Raw genomic sequence first — 16,778 nt, 5'->3', positions numbered from 1 at the left:
CAGCTCGAAAAACAAGCAAACGGCCGATTTCGAGAAATGTAAATAAATCAATACATTACACAAAAAGCGACAAACTGGCACGCAGCTTGCAAGGATATTACCGCACCGGTCAAAGGCGATCTGCGCAGAAAGAGCGCCAGCAGGCGTTCACGGAAGACACGGAGATCCTCTTCAAATGGAAGAAGCAGATCTCGGTGATTTGAAATCAAATACCTGGGCGATCATGTCGATTGTCTCCGGGTAACCGGCCGGAAGGCCCAAGAATTCGGCGTCCAACGGCGGGCGCCACCAGCAAAGCCGCTGATCAGGATATTTCGCGCACCTCGTGTATGCGCGTCCTGACCAGCGGCTTTTTGTTTTAACCCTCAGCGATGGATCGGCACGACCTTGTCGGGCCCCGGAGAAGTTATGTCTGTCATCGAGAAAGTGCCACCCATGTCCGCCGGCGAACCAGCCAAAGCATTGTGGATTTCCACGGTCGCCTTCACCCTCTGTTTTGCCGTCTGGACGATCTTCGCGATCATCGGCATTCGCATCAAGCAGGATCTCGGGCTGAACGAGGCCGAGTTCGGCCTGCTGGTCGGCACTCCGGTGCTGACCGGTTCGCTCGTGCGCATCGTCCTCGGCATCTGGACGGGGCGTTACGGCGGCCGTCTCGTTTACACGCTCACCATGCTGGCCGCCGCATTGGCGACCTTCCTGCTCTCCTATGCCCAGACTTATACGCAAATGCTGATCGCCGGCCTCGGTGTCGGCCTTGCCGGCGGCTCGTTTGCGGTCGGTGTCGCCTATGTCTCGCCTTTCTTTCCGGCGGAGAAGCAGGGAACCGCGCTCGGCATCTTCGGCGCCGGCAATGTCGGCGCAGCCGTGACCAAATTCGCCGCTCCTTTCGTGCTGCTCGCCTGGGGCTGGCAGGCGGTTGCCGAGATCTGGGCCGTCTGTCTGGCGCTGATGGCAATCGTCTTCTGGTTCACCACGACCGATGATCCGGCCTACCGTCTCCGCCGCGAGCGCAACGTCGCGTCCAAGAGTTTTGCCCAGGAATTCGCGCCGCTGCAGAACGTTCAGGTCTGGCGCTTCTCGCTCTACTATTTCTTCGCTTTCGGCGGCTTCGTCGCCCTGTCGCTGTGGCTGCCGCGCTACCTCGTCGGCGTCTACGGCTTCAACCTCGAAACTGCCGGCATGATCGCGGCCGCCTATTCCATTCCCGGCAGCATCTTCCGCGCCTTCGGCGGCGTGCTGTCGGACAAGAAGGGCGCGCGCAGCGTCATGTATACGATGTTTGCCGTGTCGGCCGTCGCCACCCTCATCCTGTCGCTACCGGCTGCGACCATCACGCCGGTCATCTTCATCGTGGTGATCTTCGTGCTCGGCTTCTTCATGAGCCTCGGCAAGGCCGCCGTCTACAAGCACATTCCGGCCTACTATCCGGAAAACGTCGGCGCAGTCGGCGGCGTCGTCGGGATGATGGGCGGCCTTGGCGGCTTCATCCTTCCGATCGCCTTCGGCCTCCTCAAGGACATGACCGGCCTCTGGTCCAGCTGTTTCCTGCTGCTGTTTGCGATCGTCGTCACCTCACTCATCTGGATGCACCTGTCCGTCAAGCAACTGTCGCGCCAAGGGCACTCGGCGCCCGTGGCTGCAACCTGATCTAAGGACTTGGAAATATGACCGAAAAACTCGTCATCATCGGCAATGGCATGGCGCCCGGGCGCATGCTGGAGCACCTCTTCGAACAGGCGCCCGGACGCTATGAAGTTACGATCTTCAATGCCGAGCCGCGCGTCAACTACGACCGCATCATGCTGTCGCCGGTTCTCTCCGGCGAGAAGGATTACGAGCAGATCATCATTCACGGTGACGGCTGGTATATCAAGCACGGCATCATGCTCTACAAGGGCCACAAGATCGTCAATATCGATCGCGTCGCCAAGACCGTCACCTCCGACCACGGCGTCACCGAAAGCTACGACAAGCTGGTGATCGCAACCGGTTCGGTGCCCTTCATCATCCCCGTTCCCGGCAAGGATCTGCCCGGCGTCATCACCTATCGCGATCTCGACGACGTGCAGGCCATGCTGCTTGCCGCCCAGTCGCGCGAAAAGGCTGTCGTGATCGGCGGCGGCCTGCTTGGCCTGGAAGCAGCCGCCGGTCTTGCCCAGCGCGGCATGGACGTCACCGTGCTGCACGTCATGCCGACGCTGATGGAGCGCCAGCTCGATCCCGCCGCCGGCTATCTATTGCAGAAGGCGGTGGAGGAGCGCGGCATCAAGGTCATCTGCAAGGCCAATACCAAGGCGATCATCGGCAACGGCAAGGTCGAAGGCATCGAGCTTGACGACGGCCGCATCATCCCGGCAACGCTTGTTGTGATGGCCGTCGGCATTCGTCCCAGTGTCGGCCTTGCGAAGGACGCCGGCATTGCGGTCAATCGCGGCATCGTCGTCGATTCCGGCATGCAGACCTCGGATGGCGATATTCTCGCGCTCGGCGAATGCGCCGAAGTGGGCGGCATGGTCTATGGCCTCGTTGCGCCGCTCTATGAAATGGCCCGAATCGCTGCCGCGCATCTCTCTGGCGATCGCTCGCCCGCCTTCGTTCACGCCGATACGCCGACCAAGCTCAAGGTCACCGGCATCGAGCTTTATTCACTCGGTGACTTCGCCGACGGCGACGACCGCGAGGAGATCGTGCTGCGCGATGCCAGCGCCGGCGTCTATAAGCGCCTGGTGCTGAAGGACAACAAGATCATCGGCACTGTGCTTTACGGCGAGACCGCCGACGGGGCATGGTTCAACGATCTGAAGAAGAAGGCCACCGATATTTCGGAGATGCGCGAGACGCTGATCTTCGGACAGGCCTATCAGGGAGGGTCGCCGCTGGACCCTATGGCGGCCGTTGCAGCCTTGCCGGATGACGCGGAGATCTGTGGCTGCAACGGCGTATGCAAGGGCAAAATCACTTCGACGATTTCAGGCAAGGGGCTGACGTCGCTCGACGACGTCCGTGCCCACACGAAGGCATCCGCCTCGTGCGGCTCCTGTACCGGCCTCGTCGAGCAACTCATGGCACTGACGCTCGGCGACAGCTACAATCCGGCCGCCGTCCAGCCGATGTGCACCTGTACCGAACTCGGCCATGACGATGTCCGCCGTCTGATCAAGGCCAAGGGCCTGAAGAGCATACCTGCCGTCATGCAGGAGCTGGAATGGAAGACTTCCTGCGGCTGCGCCAAATGTCGGCCGGCGCTCAACTATTACCTCGTCTGCGACTGGCCGGACGAATATGCCGACGACTACCAGTCGCGTTTCATCAATGAGCGCGTGCATGCCAATATCCAGAAGGACGGCACCTACTCCGTCGTTCCGCGCATGTGGGGCGGCGTCACCAATTCGAACGAGCTGCGCGCCATCGCCGATGTCGTCGACAAATTCGAGATCCCGATGGTCAAGGTGACCGGCGGCCAGCGCATCGACCTGCTCGGCATCGAGAAGGAAGACCTGCCCGCCGTCTGGGCCGATCTCGGCAAGGCCGGCTTCGTCTCCGGCCAGGCCTATGCCAAGGGTCTGCGTACCGTGAAGACCTGCGTCGGCTCGGACTGGTGCCGCTTCGGTACGCAGGACTCCACCGGTCTCGGCATTCGCATCGAGAAATTCATGTGGGGCTCCTGGACGCCGGCCAAGCTGAAGATGGCCGTCTCCGGCTGCCCGCGCAACTGCGCGGAAGCGACCTGCAAGGACATCGGCGTGATCTGCGTCGATTCCGGTTTCGAGATCCATTTTGCCGGTGCGGCCGGTCTCGACATCAAGGGCACGGAGGTTCTTGGGCTTGTCCGGACCGAGGACGAGGCGCTGGAGCATATCGTGGCGCTGACGCAGATGTACCGCGAGCAGGCCCGCTATCTCGAGCGCATCTACAAGTGGGCCAAGCGCATCGGCCTGGAGGAAATCCGCCGCCAGATCATGGGCGATGCCGAAAAGCGCCAGGCCTATTACGACCGCTTCGTCTTCAGCCAGAAATTTGCCCAGGTCGATCCCTGGTCGGAGCGTGTTTCCGGCAAGGACAAGCACGAGTTCAAGCCGATGGCGACGATCGGCTATCCGCAGGCAGCCGAGTAAGGAGATGGACATGAACTGGCCCAATGAAAACTGGCATCCAATCGGTGACATCTCCGACATCCCCTTACGCGGCGCGCGCTGCGTGAAAACACCGCAGGGCAAGATCGCCGTCTTCCGCACGGCTGAAAACGAGGTCTTCGCCATCGAAGACCATTGCCCGCACAAGGGCGGCCCGCTCTCCCAGGGCATCGTGCATGCCAAGGCGGTCACCTGCCCGTTGCACAACTGGGTGATCTCCCTCGAAACCGGCAAGGCGCTCGGCGCCGACGAGGGCCAGGTGCGGACCATCCCGGTCCGCAATGAGGACGGCGCCCTCTTCATCGCGCTCGAAAGCCTGATGATGGCGGCGGAATAGATGGCGGCTGAGGTCAAGACCACCTGTCCCTATTGCGGCGTCGGCTGCGGCGTCCTCGCCACGGTCGATGAGGCCGGAACCGTCAGCGTCAAGGGAGATCCCGAGCATCCGTCGAATTTCGGCCGGCTCTGCTCGAAGGGGTCGGCCCTTGCCGAAACCATCGATCTCGACGGCCGGATTCTCTATCCCGAAATCGCAGGCGAACGGAGCGGTTGGGACGAAGCACTTGACCTGGTCGCCCGGCGTTTTTCTGAAACGATCGCCGAACACGGGCCTGACGCTGTCGCCTTCTACGTCTCGGGCCAGTTGCTGACCGAGGATTACTACGTCGCCAACAAGCTGATGAAGGGCTTCATCGGCTCGGCCAATATCGATACCAATTCAAGGCTCTGCATGTCCTCCTCCGTGGCGGGGCATCGCCGCGCCTTCGGCGCCGACACGGTGCCCGGAACCTATGAGGATATCGAACTCGCCGATCTGGTGATCCTGACCGGCTCCAACCTTGCCTGGTGTCATCCCGTCATCTACCAGCGGCTTGCCGCCGCCAAGACGGCGCGGCCCAACATGCGGATCGTCGTCATCGATCCGCGCCGGACGATGACATGCGATATCGCCGACCTGCACCTGGCGATCCGCCCCGACGGCGACGTCGCGCTGTTCATGGGACTGCTTGCCCATCTCGCGACAAGCCCGGCCATCGATCAGAACTATATCGGCGCCCATACGGAAGGTTTCGGCGAGGCTTTTGCGGCGGCCGCAGCACTTGATATCAACGAACTCCTGGAACGCACCGGCCTGCCGGCCATGCAGATCAGGGAGTTCTTCCGCCTGTTCGAGACGACGCCGAAAGTCGTCACCTGCTACAGCCAGGGCGTCAATCAATCCGCCTCCGGCACCGACAAGGTCAATGCCATCCTCAACTGCCACCTGGCGACCGGCCGCATCGGCCGTCCCGGCATGGGACCGTTCTCGCTGACCGGCCAGCCGAACGCCATGGGCGGGCGCGAGGTCGGCGGCCTTGCCAATATGCTTGCCGCCCATATGGCGATCGAGAATACCGATGACCGGGACCGCGTGCAGCGCTTCTGGAATTCGCCCGTCATCGCCGCAAAACCCGGCCTGAAGGCGGTCGACATGTTCCGCGCCGTGGCCGACGGACGCATCAAGGCGCTCTGGATCATGGCCACCAATCCCGTCGTCTCGATGCCGGATGCCGATAGCGTCGAAAGCGCGATCGCCGCCTGTCCCTTCGTCGTCGTGTCGGACATCCTCAAAGAGACGGATACGACCCGGCACGCAGACGTGCTTTTGCCCTCGCTCGGCTGGGGCGAGAAGGACGGGACCGTCACCAATTCCGAACGGCGCATTTCCCGGCAGCGGCCGTTTCTAGGGCTCCCCGGCGATGCAAGAGCCGACTGGTGGCAGCTTGCCGAGGTCGGGCGCCGCATGGGATTTGCCGCCGCCTTCGATTTTGATGCGCCAGACGCAATCTTTGCGGAGCACGCCGCGCTTTCCACCTTCGAAAATAACGGCAGCCGCGATTTCGACATCGGCGCGCGCGCCGATATCAGCGGCGACGCCTATGACGAGCTTTCGCCCTTCCAGTGGCCGCAGCCGGCAGGGACCGCACCCGGCGTCACCCGCTTCTTCGCCGAGGGTGGATTCTTCCATCCGGATGGCAAGGCACGTTTTGTCGCGGTCAAACCGCCGGCCACGGATCGCACCAGTGCCGATTTCCCCTTCACGCTGAATACCGGGCGCATCCGCGACCAGTGGCACACGATGACGCGAACCGGAAAGAGCGCACGCCTTTCCGCCCACATCGCCGAACCCTTTGCCGAGATCCATCCGCGTGACGCGATCGAGACCGGTATATCAAGCGCCGGTCTGGTCGAGATCGAAAGCCCCCATGGCAAGGCGATCGTCCGGGCGCTGGTGACCGATCGTCAGGCTCGCAGCGGCGTCTTTGCGCCGATGCACTGGAACGATCAGTTCGCCGCGAAAGCGCGGATCGATGCCGTGGTCGCGCCGATCACCGATCCCGTTTCCGGTCAGCCGGCGTCGAAGAATGTTGCTGTCGCCATCCGGCCCTTCCGCGCCACCCATTATGGCTTCGCCGTCTCTGCTACAAAACCGGCCACGCCCAACGCGGCCTATTGGGCGCTGGCGAAAGCCTCCGGCGGCTGGCGGCTGGAGCTTGCCTTCGGTGAAGCTGTCGAAGACTGGACAGCCTGGTGCCGGGCGGTGTTCGCCATTCCGGCCGAGGTCGAACCACTGGGTTATGCCGACCGGCAATCCGGCGACCTCAGGCTAGCCTTTTTCGATGGCGAGGTCCTGCTTGCCGCGCTGTTTCTCGCCCGCGAGCCGGTCGCCGTCGCGCGCAATTGGGCGATCTCGCAGCTTACTGCCTCGCATGGCGACCTCAGGAAGCGCTTTGCGCTGGTCGCTGGCCGTCCCGGAGCCGGCAGGCCGGATCCGGGCGCCACCGTCTGCTCCTGCTTCAGCGTCGGAGTCAATCAGATCGCTGCCGCCGTGCGCGGCGGATGCCACAGCGTCGAGGCGGTCGGCAAGGAAACGAGCGCCGGAACCAATTGCGGCTCCTGCCGCAGCGAAATCGGCAGGATCATCGATCGATGTCTTGCCGCAGCCGCGGAGTGAAAGCGCAAAGGATGCTGTAACGCGGCGGGACTGATGTCAGGCCGTGGCGGGGACGATCAGCATCTTACGCTCGGCAGAGATGCGAACCGCGATCTCGTCATAGGATGAGAGCGTCGGATGGGGCGTTTCCATCTTGTCGTGATGGGTTGCGGTGACGACCATGACATCGGCGCCCGCCGCTTCGCCGGCGGTGATGCCGGCTGCGACATCCTCGAATACCAGGCAGTCCCGCGTGCCGACGCCGAGGCGTTCGGCGCCGAGAATGTAACATTGCGGATCGGGTTTTCCGACCTTCACGTCCTCCGCCGTCACCATGAATTTCGGCAGCGGCAGCCCCGCCGCCTCCAGCCGCCTGTGGGCAAGGCGCAGAGGCGAGGAGGTGACGATCGCCCAGCGATCCGGCGGCAGTGAACTCAAAAATGCCGCAGCACCCGGGATGGCAACGACATCGCTGACATCGGCGATCTCGGCCTCGGTCACCAGCCTGGATTCATGTTCGGGATCGACGCCGGGCAGGTTCAGCCGGGTGATCGTGTCGATGCCGCGCGATCCGTGCATCTTCGGCAAAAAGGTTGCGACATCGAGCCCGTGGCGCCTTGCCCAGTCACTCCATGCACGCTCGGCCGCACGGATCGAATTGAGGATGGTGCCGTCCATATCGAACAGGAAGGCGGCATAAGGCTTCTCGAAGCCGCGGGGCATCGGCAGGGACAAAGGCGGATCCTTTTAAGGAAGAGTGTCGGATGGTCGTCGTATCGCTCGATCAAACGGCAAATCATGGCCTTTTGCAAGCTTTCGCGAGACGAGCCTATCCACACGCCCGGCCACTCGGATCAACGAAGCAGCTTTAGCGAGCCCGTCAGCGAGCGGATCCATTTCGTCGGGCCGGCGAGCCCGACGCCGTCGATGACCTCCGAAGAGAGGTCGCGTTCGGGCATCGAAGCCTCATAATCGGCATAGACGTGCAGCGCTCGAGCAAAACGCGGGAACGGCACCACCAGCGCCCCTTCGGGCGCCGGCAGTGCCTTCAGCAAGAGCGATCTCAGATCGGCCGCTGCCGCCTGCAGCACCGGAACCGGCTTATTGGCACTGACATGAAATGCCCGACCGGCATGATCGCTCAGCCGTGCCCCGGCAAGTGCGGGTGCCGCGGCACCGAGGCCGATCGACAGCACCGCAACCGTATTGGCGAGTTCGCCGGCCGGCAGCCCCGGCTCGACGATCACGGCGACACGCCAGTCCTCAACCATCATTCGTCCGCTCCTTCTCGGTTCGACGTCCTCACCCTATCGAAAGGCAGAGAAATATCCTGCCTATTCCTGACGTCTCACATCCAAATCAGGTAGGATTTTCCCGGCGACCGAAAAAATTCGAAAGGACATACCGATCATGGAATTCGAGCCGGGAGATATCCGCATATTGAAGGCGCTGCAAAGCGAGGGGCGGCTGACGAACCAGGAGCTTGCCGAACGCGTGGGGATGTCGACCTCGCCTTGTTGGCGCAGGGTGAAAAGGCTTGAAGAGGCCGGCGTCATCCGCGGCTATCAGGCTGTTGTCGATCGCCGCGCCGTTGGCCTCGGCGTCCTCGCTTTCGTCCGCGTCCAGATCGACACGCATTCCCATGACGAGGCCGAACGGTTCGAACGCGAGGTCGGCGCACTGGAAGCGGTGGTCGCCTGTTATTCCGTCGCCGGCGAGGCCGATTTCCTTTTGCAGGTGGTCGCGGCCGATCTCGACAGCTATGCCGAATTCGCCATGACGGTGATCCGCCGCCTGCCCGGCATCAAGGAGATGCATACGATGTTTGTGCTGAAGGACATCAAGGCATCGACGATCCTGCCCGTTCAGACGGCGGCCGCCAGCCGTTCGCGCTGAAGTCATCGCCTGCCTCGCTGCCTATGCCTGCGGGCTGGAGGCTGCGGAGAGGCTTCGCCTAAAAGGCTGTGCTGGCGGTCGTGGTGATCAGGTCGCAGGAGAGCCGGAGGCCGATCGGATCGTGGCAAAAATCATCCGCGGCGCCGGCGAGTTCCAGTCCGGCTGGAGCGTCGGCACGCAGGTAGGTCTGTGTGGTCAAGTCGACGCGCACCGGAACGGCGGTCCAGAGCGAGGGACGGCTGACGTTGATCGCGGAAATTTTAGTCTTGTCATTCCTGACGGCGTAAGAGGCGACCGCCATGCCGCTCACCGTCAAGGTGAGTGCAAGTGCGATCTGGAGACCGAGATCTGCGGCTTCGCGAAAGGAGATGAACATTGCGGCCTCATGCCACGGTTTTTTAGTATCTCCGCATGCAAGTAGGGCATGCGCTGGCACCGATCCAGCGACATCGCCCGTTAAGGTTTACGCATAACCATGTCGGCCACGCCGTGCGGCTTGAATGCAGGTTTTCGGCAAATTTCGGAACAATGATTCAGCCTGGCAGTTACATCAGGGTCATCCAAGATGAAAATCCAAGGAGGATATATCCCATGTCTAGATCCCTTATCGCCGCTTCGTTACTCGCGATCGGCATGGCATCGTCGGCCTTTGCCCAGTCGAACCCGGATCCGATCGGGCCGACGAATGGCGGCTCGACCGATCCGAGCTCGGGTACCTATTCGTCCGATTACACCAACGATGACAATGGCATACGCCCGGTCCCCGTCTCGCCGGTCGATCCGATGACGACCCAGAGCATCGGGCGGCCGCAGACGATGGAATGCCCCGGAATGCCGCAACAGATGTCCGGCGTCGACACGCGCGGCGGCCAGAGCGGTGCATCGATCAGCGAAGCCTGCCGCGAATACGACAACTGAGCGGACAGTCCCCCGCTCTGAGCATGTCGCACAAACGTGCGCCATGCTTGAAAAAGGCCGGTTCACACCGGCCTTTTTCATGACAGCCATGAAAGCTTTTCTTTCGGATGAAACTTTTGATCCGCGTGTTCCGTACCGCCGTAACAGCTTGAAAGAACACGAACGGGAATGGCTTCATTGGCAAAGGACACGGCAACACCTGTTATCCTCTGGTTTCGCAAGGACTTGCGCCTTGACGACAACCAGGCTCTCAACGCCGCCCATCACTCCGGACGGCCGGTCATCCCTCTCTATATCAGAGAGCCGCAGGCGGCAGGCACCGGTCCACTGGGTGCCGCGCAGGCCTGGTGGCTGCACCATTCGCTGGCGGCGCTGGACGGCTCGCTGGGCAAGCGGCAGGGGCGGCTGGTGCTGGCCAGCGGCGATGCGCTTGCGGTGCTCTGCGCCCTGATCAGGGAAAGCGGCGCGGAAGCCGTCTTCTGGAACCGGCGCTACGATCCATCCGGAATGTCGATCGACATCCGGATCAAGCACGAACTGGAGAAGCAGGCGGTCGAAGCGAGAAGCTTCGGCGGTCAGTTGCTGCACGAACCTTCCCGGCTAATGACCGGCAATGGCACGCCCTATCGCGTCTATACGCCATTCTGGCGCGCGCTGGAGGGTGGCTGCGAACCGGAGCCGCCGCTGGATGCGCCGGCGAAACTGCTTCTCGCATCGCAACTTCCGAACTCGGAAAGGCTGGAGAGCTGGAAGCTGCTGCCGGTGAAACCGGATTGGGCAGGCGATTTCGCCGATCTCTGGACACCTGGCGAAGAAGGCGCCCGGAAGAAGCTCCATGCTTTCGCCGAGGACGCACTCGACGGCTACAAGCAAAACCGCGATTATCCGGCAAGACCGGCAACATCGATGCTGTCGCCGCATCTGGCTCTCGGCGAGATATCCCCTGCCCGCATCTGGCACGCGACACGCGGCCTGTCGAAACGGGTGCCGGCAACCGATATCGTGCATTTCCGCAAGGAGATCGCCTGGCGCGAATTTTCCTATCACCTGCTCTTCCATTTCCCGCGTCTTGCCTCGGCCAACTGGAACGATCGTTTCGACGGCTTCGAATGGCGCAACGACGGCGAGGATTTCAAGGCGTGGTGCAGAGGGCTGACCGGTTATCCGATCGTCGATGCCGGCATGCGCCAACTCTGGCGCCACGGCTGGATGCACAATCGCGTGCGCATGATCGTCGCCTCCTTCCTTATCAAGGATCTGATGATCGATTGGCGACGCGGCGAGGCCTGGTTCCGTGACACGCTTGTTGATGCCGATCCCGCCAACAATGCGGCAAGCTGGCAGTGGGTGGCAGGCTCGGGAGCCGACGCCTCGCCGTTCTTCCGCATCTTCAATCCGGTGCTGCAGGGCGAAACCTTCGATCCCGGCGGCGACTATGTCAGAGCTCATGTGCCGGAGCTTCGAGGGCTCGGGGCAAAATACATCCACCGGCCATTCGAGGCGCCGCAAGGCGTGCTCGACGAGGCCGGCATCACGCTGGGCCAAACCTATCCGAAACCGATCGTCGATCATGCGAACGCACGCAACCGAGCGCTCGCCGCCTACAACGCCACGAGGGATGCCGCATGAACGCGCATGTCCGTCCCGCATCGCGCCGGCTGAAGATCGCCGTCATCGGCTCCGGCATATCGGGCGCCTCCGCTGCCTGGGCGCTGAACACCGTGCACGACGTCACGCTCTACGAGAACCAGGCGCGGGCCGGTGGCCATACGGCGACCGTCGACGTCGATTACAACGGCTTTCGGATTGCGGTCGACACCGGCTTCATCGTCTATAATGAACAGAATTACCCCAATCTGACGGCGCTGTTTGCCGAGCTCGGCATTGCGACGCATGCCAGCGACATGAGCTTTTCGCTCTCGCTCGACCACGGCAGGCTGGAATGGAGCGGCGGCGGACTGTCCTCGGTCTTCGCGCAGAAGCGCAACCTGCTGCGGCCGTCATTTCTGTGGATGATCCGCGAGATCCTGCGCTTCAACCGCAGCTGCCTCGAAGATCGGGCCGCCGGCCATCTCGCCTCACGCTCGATCGGCGATTATCTCGACTGGCGCGGCTTCTCGCCCGGTTTCACCAACAATTATCTGATGCCGATGGCGGCGGCAATCTGGTCGACGCCGTCCGCCCGCATGCTGCAGTTTCCGGCCGAGCACTTCGTCAATTTCTTCGACAATCACCGGCTGATCTACCGCCGGCAGCACCAGTGGCGGACGGTCACCGGCGGCAGCCGCACCTATCTCGACCGGCTGCTTCGACCCCTCGGCGAACGGGTGAAACTTTCCTGCGGCGTGCGCGCCGTCATCCGCTCCGAGCACGGCGTGACGCTCATCGACGAAACGGGCGGCGAACACCTGTTCGACAAGGTGATCTTCGCCTGCCATAGCGATCAGACGGCACGCCTGCTCGCCGATGCCAGCGATAGGGAAAGCAGGCTCTTTGCCGCCATTCCCTACCAGCCGAACCGCGTCGTCCTGCACCGCGACCAATCGTTGATGCCGCAGCGGCGCAAGCTTTGGGCCTCGTGGAACTATTTGCGCTCCAGCCGTGAAGAGGGAAATGCCGGCGTTGCCGTCACCTACTGGATGAACCGGCTGCAAGGCATCGACGACAATTTTCCGTTGTTCGTCACTCTCAATCCCGACCGGGAGCCGGAACGTGACAAGGTGTTTGCCGAATTCACCTACGACCATCCGCAATTCTCGGCGGACGCCATGGCTGCACAACAGGCGCTTGTCACCATTCAGGGACAAAGCCATTGCTATTTCGCCGGCGCCTGGACGGGCTACGGATTCCACGAGGATGGCCTCGTTTCCGGTCTGGCGGCGGCGGAAGCCTTGGGCGGGATCATCCCCTGGCGAACTACCCGAACCGCCATCCTCAAGCCTCAACCGGACGTAGCGGCATGACAGGGCGCGGCGAAAAACACGGCATGAATACGATGACCAACGGCCCTCCACCAGATGCCGCGGCAACGCTCTATGTCGGCGACATCATGCATCAACGGATGAAACCGTTCGGTCATCGCTTCCGCTACCGCGTCTTCTCGCTGCTCGTAGACCTCGACAGGCTGGATGAGGCTGGCAGGCTATCGTCGCTGTTTTCCGTCAATCGGCGCAATCTTGTCTCGTTCCACGAGAAGGACCATGCCAGTGCCGGGAGCGCGACGCTGCGCGCCTATGTCGACAGGCTGTTCGCCGAGACGGGGCTCGACCGCGCGGACAGGATCCTGCTCGTCTGTTACCCCCGAATTCTCGGCTATGTCTTCAACCCGCTCTCTGTCTATCACGCCTATGATGGCGGCGGCGCACTCGTCGCGATGATCTATGAGGTGCGCAATACGTTTGGCGAGCGGCACAGCTATGTCTGTCCCGTCGGCCCCGGTGAGATGTCGGAAAGCGGGCTTCGCCAGAGCTGCGACAAGCGCTTCCACGTTTCGCCCTTCATCGGCATGGCGGCGCGTTATCATTTCCGCATGCTGCCGCCCGGTGCCGAAATCCGCTGGCGCATCCTGGAAAACGATCATGAAGGCCCGCTTCTCTCGGCGACATTTTCCGGAAGGCACATGCAATTGACCAGCGCCTCGCTGCTGGGGCTGACGGCGCGCATCCCCTTCCTCACCTTCAAGATCATTGCCGGGATCCATTGGGAGGCGCTGAAATTGTGGCTGAAGGGCGCTCGCTACATCAGGCGTCCGGCACCGCCGCCTGAAGTAAGCGTCCGACAGCCCCGCCCGCTTGCGGAAGCCGCGGAATGACATGACAGCCTCGTTGCCCCGCGCAAAGGAGCCGTAACTTTTTGAACTGCTAAATCTATTCCGATTTCGGGAATTATGCGGTAGCGTTCGATGCAATGGCCGAGGGGGCGGCCGTGCATATCATAATGGGTGTATCGTCGTCCCTAACCGGCACGAAAATGCTGGAGGAGAAAAGATGAGCAAGGCGCAGGATTGGAACCTGCTGGCTCGTGATGCGGTGACGCTGACGGCCGAAAATATGTCCCGCATAGTGAAGGGTCTGCCCTTCAAGGCAAGGCTAGCCCTGCGCGGACTTCTGCACATGCAGCACGGTTCGCTTGCCGTCACACTCCCCGACGGCCGCAGGCTGCTGGTCGAGGGCAAAAAGGCGGGACCGAAGGCGGCACTCCACCTCCGCAACTGGAACCTTGCCTATAGGGCGCTGACGAGCGGCACGATCGGCGTCGCCGAAACCTATATGGATGGCGACTGGGACAGCCCCGACATCGCCGCCTTCCTCGAGCTCTTCCTCGTCAACGGCGAGGCCGCGCACAGCTATGCGCATGGCAAGGGCGGCCTCGGCCGCCTTTTCGAGCGCGTCCGCCATTGGATGAACGCCAATACCAAGACGGGCTCGAAACGCAACATCTCCGCCCATTACGATCTCGGCAACGATTTCTACAGGCAATGGCTCGATCCGAGCATGACCTATTCCTCAGCGCTCTATTCCACGGGCGCCAACGACCTGCAATCGGCCCAGAATGCCAAATACCGGGCGCTTGCCGAAGCGACCGGCATCGGCCCCGGCGACCACGTGCTTGAGATCGGCTGCGGTTGGGGCGGTTTTGCGGAGTTTGCCGCAAGCGAGCTGAACTGCAAGGTAACAGGCCTGACGATCAGCCGCGAGCAACTCGCCTTTGCCGAGGAGCGCATCCAAAAGGCCGGCCTCGACGACCGCGTGAAATTCCGCTTCCAGGATTACCGCGATGAAACAGGCCTCTACGACCGGATCGTCTCGATCGAGATGTTCGAAGCGGTCGGCGAGAGGTACTGGCCATCCTATTTTTCAAAGCTCAGGCAATGTCTGAAGCCGGGCGGCAAGGCCGGCCTGCAGATCATCACCATCCGGCCGGAATCCTTCGACCAGTATCGCAGCAACCCCGACTTCATCCAGAAATACGTCTTTCCCGGCGGCATGCTGCCGACGCGCAATCATCTGGCCGAGCTTGCCGGCAAGGTCGATCTGTCGCTGGTCAAGGATTTCGGCTTCGGGCTCGACTATGCCCGCACGCTGGCCGAATGGCGCGAACGCTTCTGGTCGGTCTGGGAGCGCATCCGCCCGATGGGCTTCGACGAGCGTTTCAAGCGGCTCTGGGAATTCTACCTGTTCTATTGCGAAGCCGGCTTCCGCGCCCGCAACATCGATGTGCGCCAGGTCGTGTTCTCGCGCCGTTGATCATTCCGCCGGATGCGGCGTCGCCGGATGGTGACCAGCCAAGGGCGGCCGCTCCCGCCAGCCGGTCGCGCGGTTCACCAGCGCGAAATAGGCGCTGTAAGGCAACAGGCGTCCGAGCTTCAGCATGGTGGTGAAGCGCTTCGGGAAGGTGATCTCGAAGACCTGCGATTTCAACCCGGCAGCAATCTGCCGGGCGGCCTCCTCGACCGATACCAGGGCCGGCATCGGAAAGGCGTTCTTCCGCGTCGCCGGCGTATCGACGAAGCCCGGGCTGACGAGCTGGATGCGGATGCCCATCTTATCGAGATCGAATTTCAGGCTCTCGGTCATATTGATCAACGCCGCCTTGGTGGCGCCGTAGGCAGCGCCTGTCGGCAGGCCGCCATAGCCGGTGACGGAGGAGACGATGGCGATCTGCCCCTGCTCCTTTTCCTTCATATGGCGGATTGCCGGCAACAGGCAGTTGACGACGCCGGAAAGATTGACGGCGAAGCTCTTCTCGAAATCGGCGCGGTTCAGATCCTCGGCATGAACAGGCAGGTAGACGCCGGCATTGAGGATCGCCATGGCGAGCGTGCCGTGCTCATATTCGATGGAAGCCATGATATGTTCCATGTCCTCGGCATCGGTGACGTCGCCGTCGAGAACGACAATACTGCCGGAAAGGCCGCTGGCCTCGGTCTGCAGCTCGACCAGCTTTTCATGGCTTCTGGCAGTGACGGCGACCTTGTATCCTTCGCCGGCCAGCTTCAGCGCCAGCGCCCGGCCGATGCCGGAACTCGCGCCCGAGATCCAGACGATTCCATGTTCGGGACGGGCGATGAAATCACGCATGACATGTTCCTCCGGGCTGCCTGATCAATGTGAAAACAGGTCCGGAAGTTCCTCACCTCTCCCGGATTTATGGCTCTATCACACCATTGTGGCTGCTTTCAGCCGATCAGGTCGCCGATCAGCTGACGAAAGGATCCCGTGAGTCTGACCGGCCCGTCGGAAACGGCAAAGGCGATGCAAGGCCTGTCCTTTTCGGCGACCGGCCGATGGTCGACCGTCTCGTCGGCAATAGAGATGTCGCCGGGGCCGAAGCGGCCGCGTTCATCGTTGAAGGCGCCGTCGAGAATGAGGATCAGTTCCATGCCCTTGTGGGTGTGCGCCGGCAAGGCGCGGCCCGGACGGATCCACATCAGGTTGACCTCGCAGCCGTCCATGTCGAGCGGATATTCCCTGAAGCCCGGCAGCCGCGTGCGCCAGGGCACATCCTCGGCCTCGAAGCCGACGAGATCGCGCAAGGCTTGGGGAAACAGCGCGTTTTCCGGCCGCGCCGCCGCCGGCGGCGGCGTTCCGGGAGATGCAGAGGAAAAGATCGTCGCAAGCCGCCCGTCGCGATCGGCAATAGCCGCTTCAGGCACGTTTTCCAACGCTTCGCCGGCCAGCAGCTCGAGGCTGTTCACCAGGCTGCGATTGTCCGGTTTCATTTCGAGATGAGACTGTACCAGCACGCGCGCCGGCTCGGGCAAGGAGCCGGCAACATAATGCGCCATCAATGCATCGATCGTGTCGATCTGCTCGTGAACCATGTCTGTTTCGGTCACGCCCTGTTGCCGCGCT

15 protein-coding genes are annotated in these 16,778 nt (G+C 62.2%); 10 read left to right on the top strand and 5 right to left on the bottom strand.

What is annotated here, in order from left to right; all coding sequences use genetic code 11:
- The first annotated feature begins 408 nt into the window (after nucleotides 1-408).
- Genes NE851_RS19330 through NE851_RS19315 form a run of 4 tightly spaced genes read left to right on the top strand, consistent with a single transcriptional unit; the run spans nucleotide 409 to nucleotide 7,131 of the window.
- Complete coding sequence (locus tag NE851_RS19330) at nucleotides 409-1,650, top strand: MFS transporter (RefSeq protein WP_047614713.1); 1,242 nt, start codon at nucleotides 409-411, stop codon at nucleotides 1,648-1,650.
- Nucleotides 1,651-1,667: 17 nt separating this feature from the next.
- On the top strand, nucleotides 1,668-4,118 hold the full coding sequence (gene nirB / locus NE851_RS19325; RefSeq protein WP_047614711.1) for a nitrite reductase large subunit NirB: 2,451 nt from the start codon (nucleotides 1,668-1,670) through the stop codon (nucleotides 4,116-4,118).
- 4 nt (nucleotides 4,119-4,122) lie between these two features.
- Nucleotides 4,123-4,473: a nitrite reductase small subunit NirD gene (nirD, locus tag NE851_RS19320; RefSeq protein WP_047614709.1), complete on the top strand. Its 351-nt coding sequence runs from the start codon at nucleotides 4,123-4,125 to the stop codon at nucleotides 4,471-4,473.
- Nucleotides 4,474-7,131, top strand: coding sequence for a nitrate reductase (locus NE851_RS19315; protein WP_097543824.1), 2,658 nt, complete (start codon nucleotides 4,474-4,476; stop codon nucleotides 7,129-7,131).
- 36 nt (nucleotides 7,132-7,167) lie between these two features.
- Here the strand turns inward: NE851_RS19315 and NE851_RS19310 are convergent, their stop codons facing one another.
- On the bottom strand, nucleotides 7,168-7,845 hold the full coding sequence (locus tag NE851_RS19310; protein WP_047614706.1) for an HAD family hydrolase: 678 nt from the start codon (nucleotides 7,843-7,845) through the stop codon (nucleotides 7,168-7,170).
- Nucleotides 7,846-7,964: 119 nt separating this feature from the next.
- Complete coding sequence (locus NE851_RS19305; protein ID WP_028757668.1) at nucleotides 7,965-8,384, bottom strand: DUF2000 domain-containing protein; 420 nt, start codon at nucleotides 8,382-8,384, stop codon at nucleotides 7,965-7,967.
- A gap of 136 nt (nucleotides 8,385-8,520) precedes the next feature.
- Here NE851_RS19305 and NE851_RS19300 point away from each other — a divergent pair, with 136 nt between their 5' ends.
- Nucleotides 8,521-9,006, top strand: coding sequence for an Lrp/AsnC family transcriptional regulator (locus NE851_RS19300; RefSeq protein ID WP_028757669.1), 486 nt, complete (start codon nucleotides 8,521-8,523; stop codon nucleotides 9,004-9,006).
- A gap of 58 nt (nucleotides 9,007-9,064) precedes the next feature.
- Here NE851_RS19300 and NE851_RS19295 read toward each other — a convergent pair whose 3' ends face one another.
- Nucleotides 9,065-9,382, bottom strand: a complete 318-nt coding sequence (locus tag NE851_RS19295) for a hypothetical protein (protein WP_028757670.1) — start codon at nucleotides 9,380-9,382, stop codon at nucleotides 9,065-9,067.
- Nucleotides 9,383-9,597: 215 nt separating this feature from the next.
- Between NE851_RS19295 and NE851_RS19290 the strand changes: the two genes are divergently transcribed.
- The 5 genes from NE851_RS19290 (at nucleotide 9,598) to NE851_RS19270 (ending at nucleotide 15,170) form a co-directional block, all read left to right on the top strand.
- Complete coding sequence (locus NE851_RS19290) at nucleotides 9,598-9,924, top strand: hypothetical protein (RefSeq protein WP_028757671.1); 327 nt, start codon at nucleotides 9,598-9,600, stop codon at nucleotides 9,922-9,924.
- Between the two features lie 177 nt (nucleotides 9,925-10,101).
- Nucleotides 10,102-11,553: a cryptochrome/photolyase family protein gene (locus tag NE851_RS19285; RefSeq protein ID WP_097543917.1), complete on the top strand. Its 1,452-nt coding sequence runs from the start codon at nucleotides 10,102-10,104 to the stop codon at nucleotides 11,551-11,553.
- Nucleotides 11,550-12,887, top strand: coding sequence for an NAD(P)/FAD-dependent oxidoreductase (locus tag NE851_RS19280; protein WP_097543822.1), 1,338 nt, complete (start codon nucleotides 11,550-11,552; stop codon nucleotides 12,885-12,887). Before NE851_RS19285 ends, NE851_RS19280 begins: the two co-directional genes overlap by 4 nt.
- Nucleotides 12,884-13,735: a DUF1365 domain-containing protein gene (locus NE851_RS19275; RefSeq protein ID WP_047614700.1), complete on the top strand. Its 852-nt coding sequence runs from the start codon at nucleotides 12,884-12,886 to the stop codon at nucleotides 13,733-13,735. Before NE851_RS19280 ends, NE851_RS19275 begins: the two co-directional genes overlap by 4 nt.
- Nucleotides 13,736-13,910: 175 nt before the next feature.
- Complete coding sequence (locus tag NE851_RS19270; protein WP_047614699.1) at nucleotides 13,911-15,170, top strand: SAM-dependent methyltransferase; 1,260 nt, start codon at nucleotides 13,911-13,913, stop codon at nucleotides 15,168-15,170.
- On the opposite strand, the gene NE851_RS19265 is transcribed toward NE851_RS19270, so the two are convergent.
- Nucleotides 15,171-16,004: an SDR family NAD(P)-dependent oxidoreductase gene (locus tag NE851_RS19265; RefSeq protein ID WP_029867993.1), complete on the bottom strand. Its 834-nt coding sequence runs from the start codon at nucleotides 16,002-16,004 to the stop codon at nucleotides 15,171-15,173.
- Between the two features lie 98 nt (nucleotides 16,005-16,102).
- Nucleotides 16,103-16,762 carry a ChrR family anti-sigma-E factor gene (locus NE851_RS19260; RefSeq protein ID WP_029867992.1) on the bottom strand — a complete coding sequence of 220 codons (660 nt, stop codon included), beginning with the start codon at nucleotides 16,760-16,762 and terminating at the stop codon, nucleotides 16,103-16,105.
- Nucleotides 16,763-16,778 lie beyond the last annotated feature (16 nt).

Origin of the sequence: Rhizobium anhuiense bv. trifolii, assembly GCF_024346605.1 — a bacterium.
Classification (GTDB): Bacteria; Pseudomonadota; Alphaproteobacteria; order Rhizobiales; family Rhizobiaceae; genus Rhizobium; species Rhizobium anhuiense.
This window is presented reverse-complemented; position numbering and strand designations above follow the sequence as displayed.

Excerpts from the sequence above, each read along its gene's own strand:
- NE851_RS19330 (WP_047614713.1), top strand. The coding sequence starts at position 409 with ATGTCTGTCATCGAGAAAGTGCCACCCATGTCCGCCGGCGAACCAGCC.
- NE851_RS19275 (WP_047614700.1), top strand. The coding sequence starts at position 12,884 with ATGACAGGGCGCGGCGAAAAACACGGCATGAATACGATGACCAACGGC.
- NE851_RS19295 (WP_028757670.1), bottom strand. The coding sequence starts at position 9,382 with ATGTTCATCTCCTTTCGCGAAGCCGCAGATCTCGGTCTCCAGATCGCA.
- NE851_RS19265 (WP_029867993.1), bottom strand. The coding sequence starts at position 16,004 with ATGCGTGATTTCATCGCCCGTCCCGAACATGGAATCGTCTGGATCTCG.
- NE851_RS19315 (WP_097543824.1), top strand. The coding sequence starts at position 4,474 with ATGGCGGCTGAGGTCAAGACCACCTGTCCCTATTGCGGCGTCGGCTGC.
- NE851_RS19270 (WP_047614699.1), top strand. The coding sequence starts at position 13,911 with ATGAGCAAGGCGCAGGATTGGAACCTGCTGGCTCGTGATGCGGTGACG.
- NE851_RS19290 (WP_028757671.1), top strand. The coding sequence starts at position 9,598 with ATGTCTAGATCCCTTATCGCCGCTTCGTTACTCGCGATCGGCATGGCA.
- NE851_RS19300 (WP_028757669.1), top strand. The coding sequence starts at position 8,521 with ATGGAATTCGAGCCGGGAGATATCCGCATATTGAAGGCGCTGCAAAGC.
- NE851_RS19280 (WP_097543822.1), top strand. The coding sequence starts at position 11,550 with ATGAACGCGCATGTCCGTCCCGCATCGCGCCGGCTGAAGATCGCCGTC.
- nirB (WP_047614711.1), top strand. The coding sequence starts at position 1,668 with ATGACCGAAAAACTCGTCATCATCGGCAATGGCATGGCGCCCGGGCGC.
- nirD (WP_047614709.1), top strand. The coding sequence starts at position 4,123 with ATGGACATGAACTGGCCCAATGAAAACTGGCATCCAATCGGTGACATC.
- NE851_RS19305 (WP_028757668.1), bottom strand. The coding sequence starts at position 8,384 with ATGATGGTTGAGGACTGGCGTGTCGCCGTGATCGTCGAGCCGGGGCTG.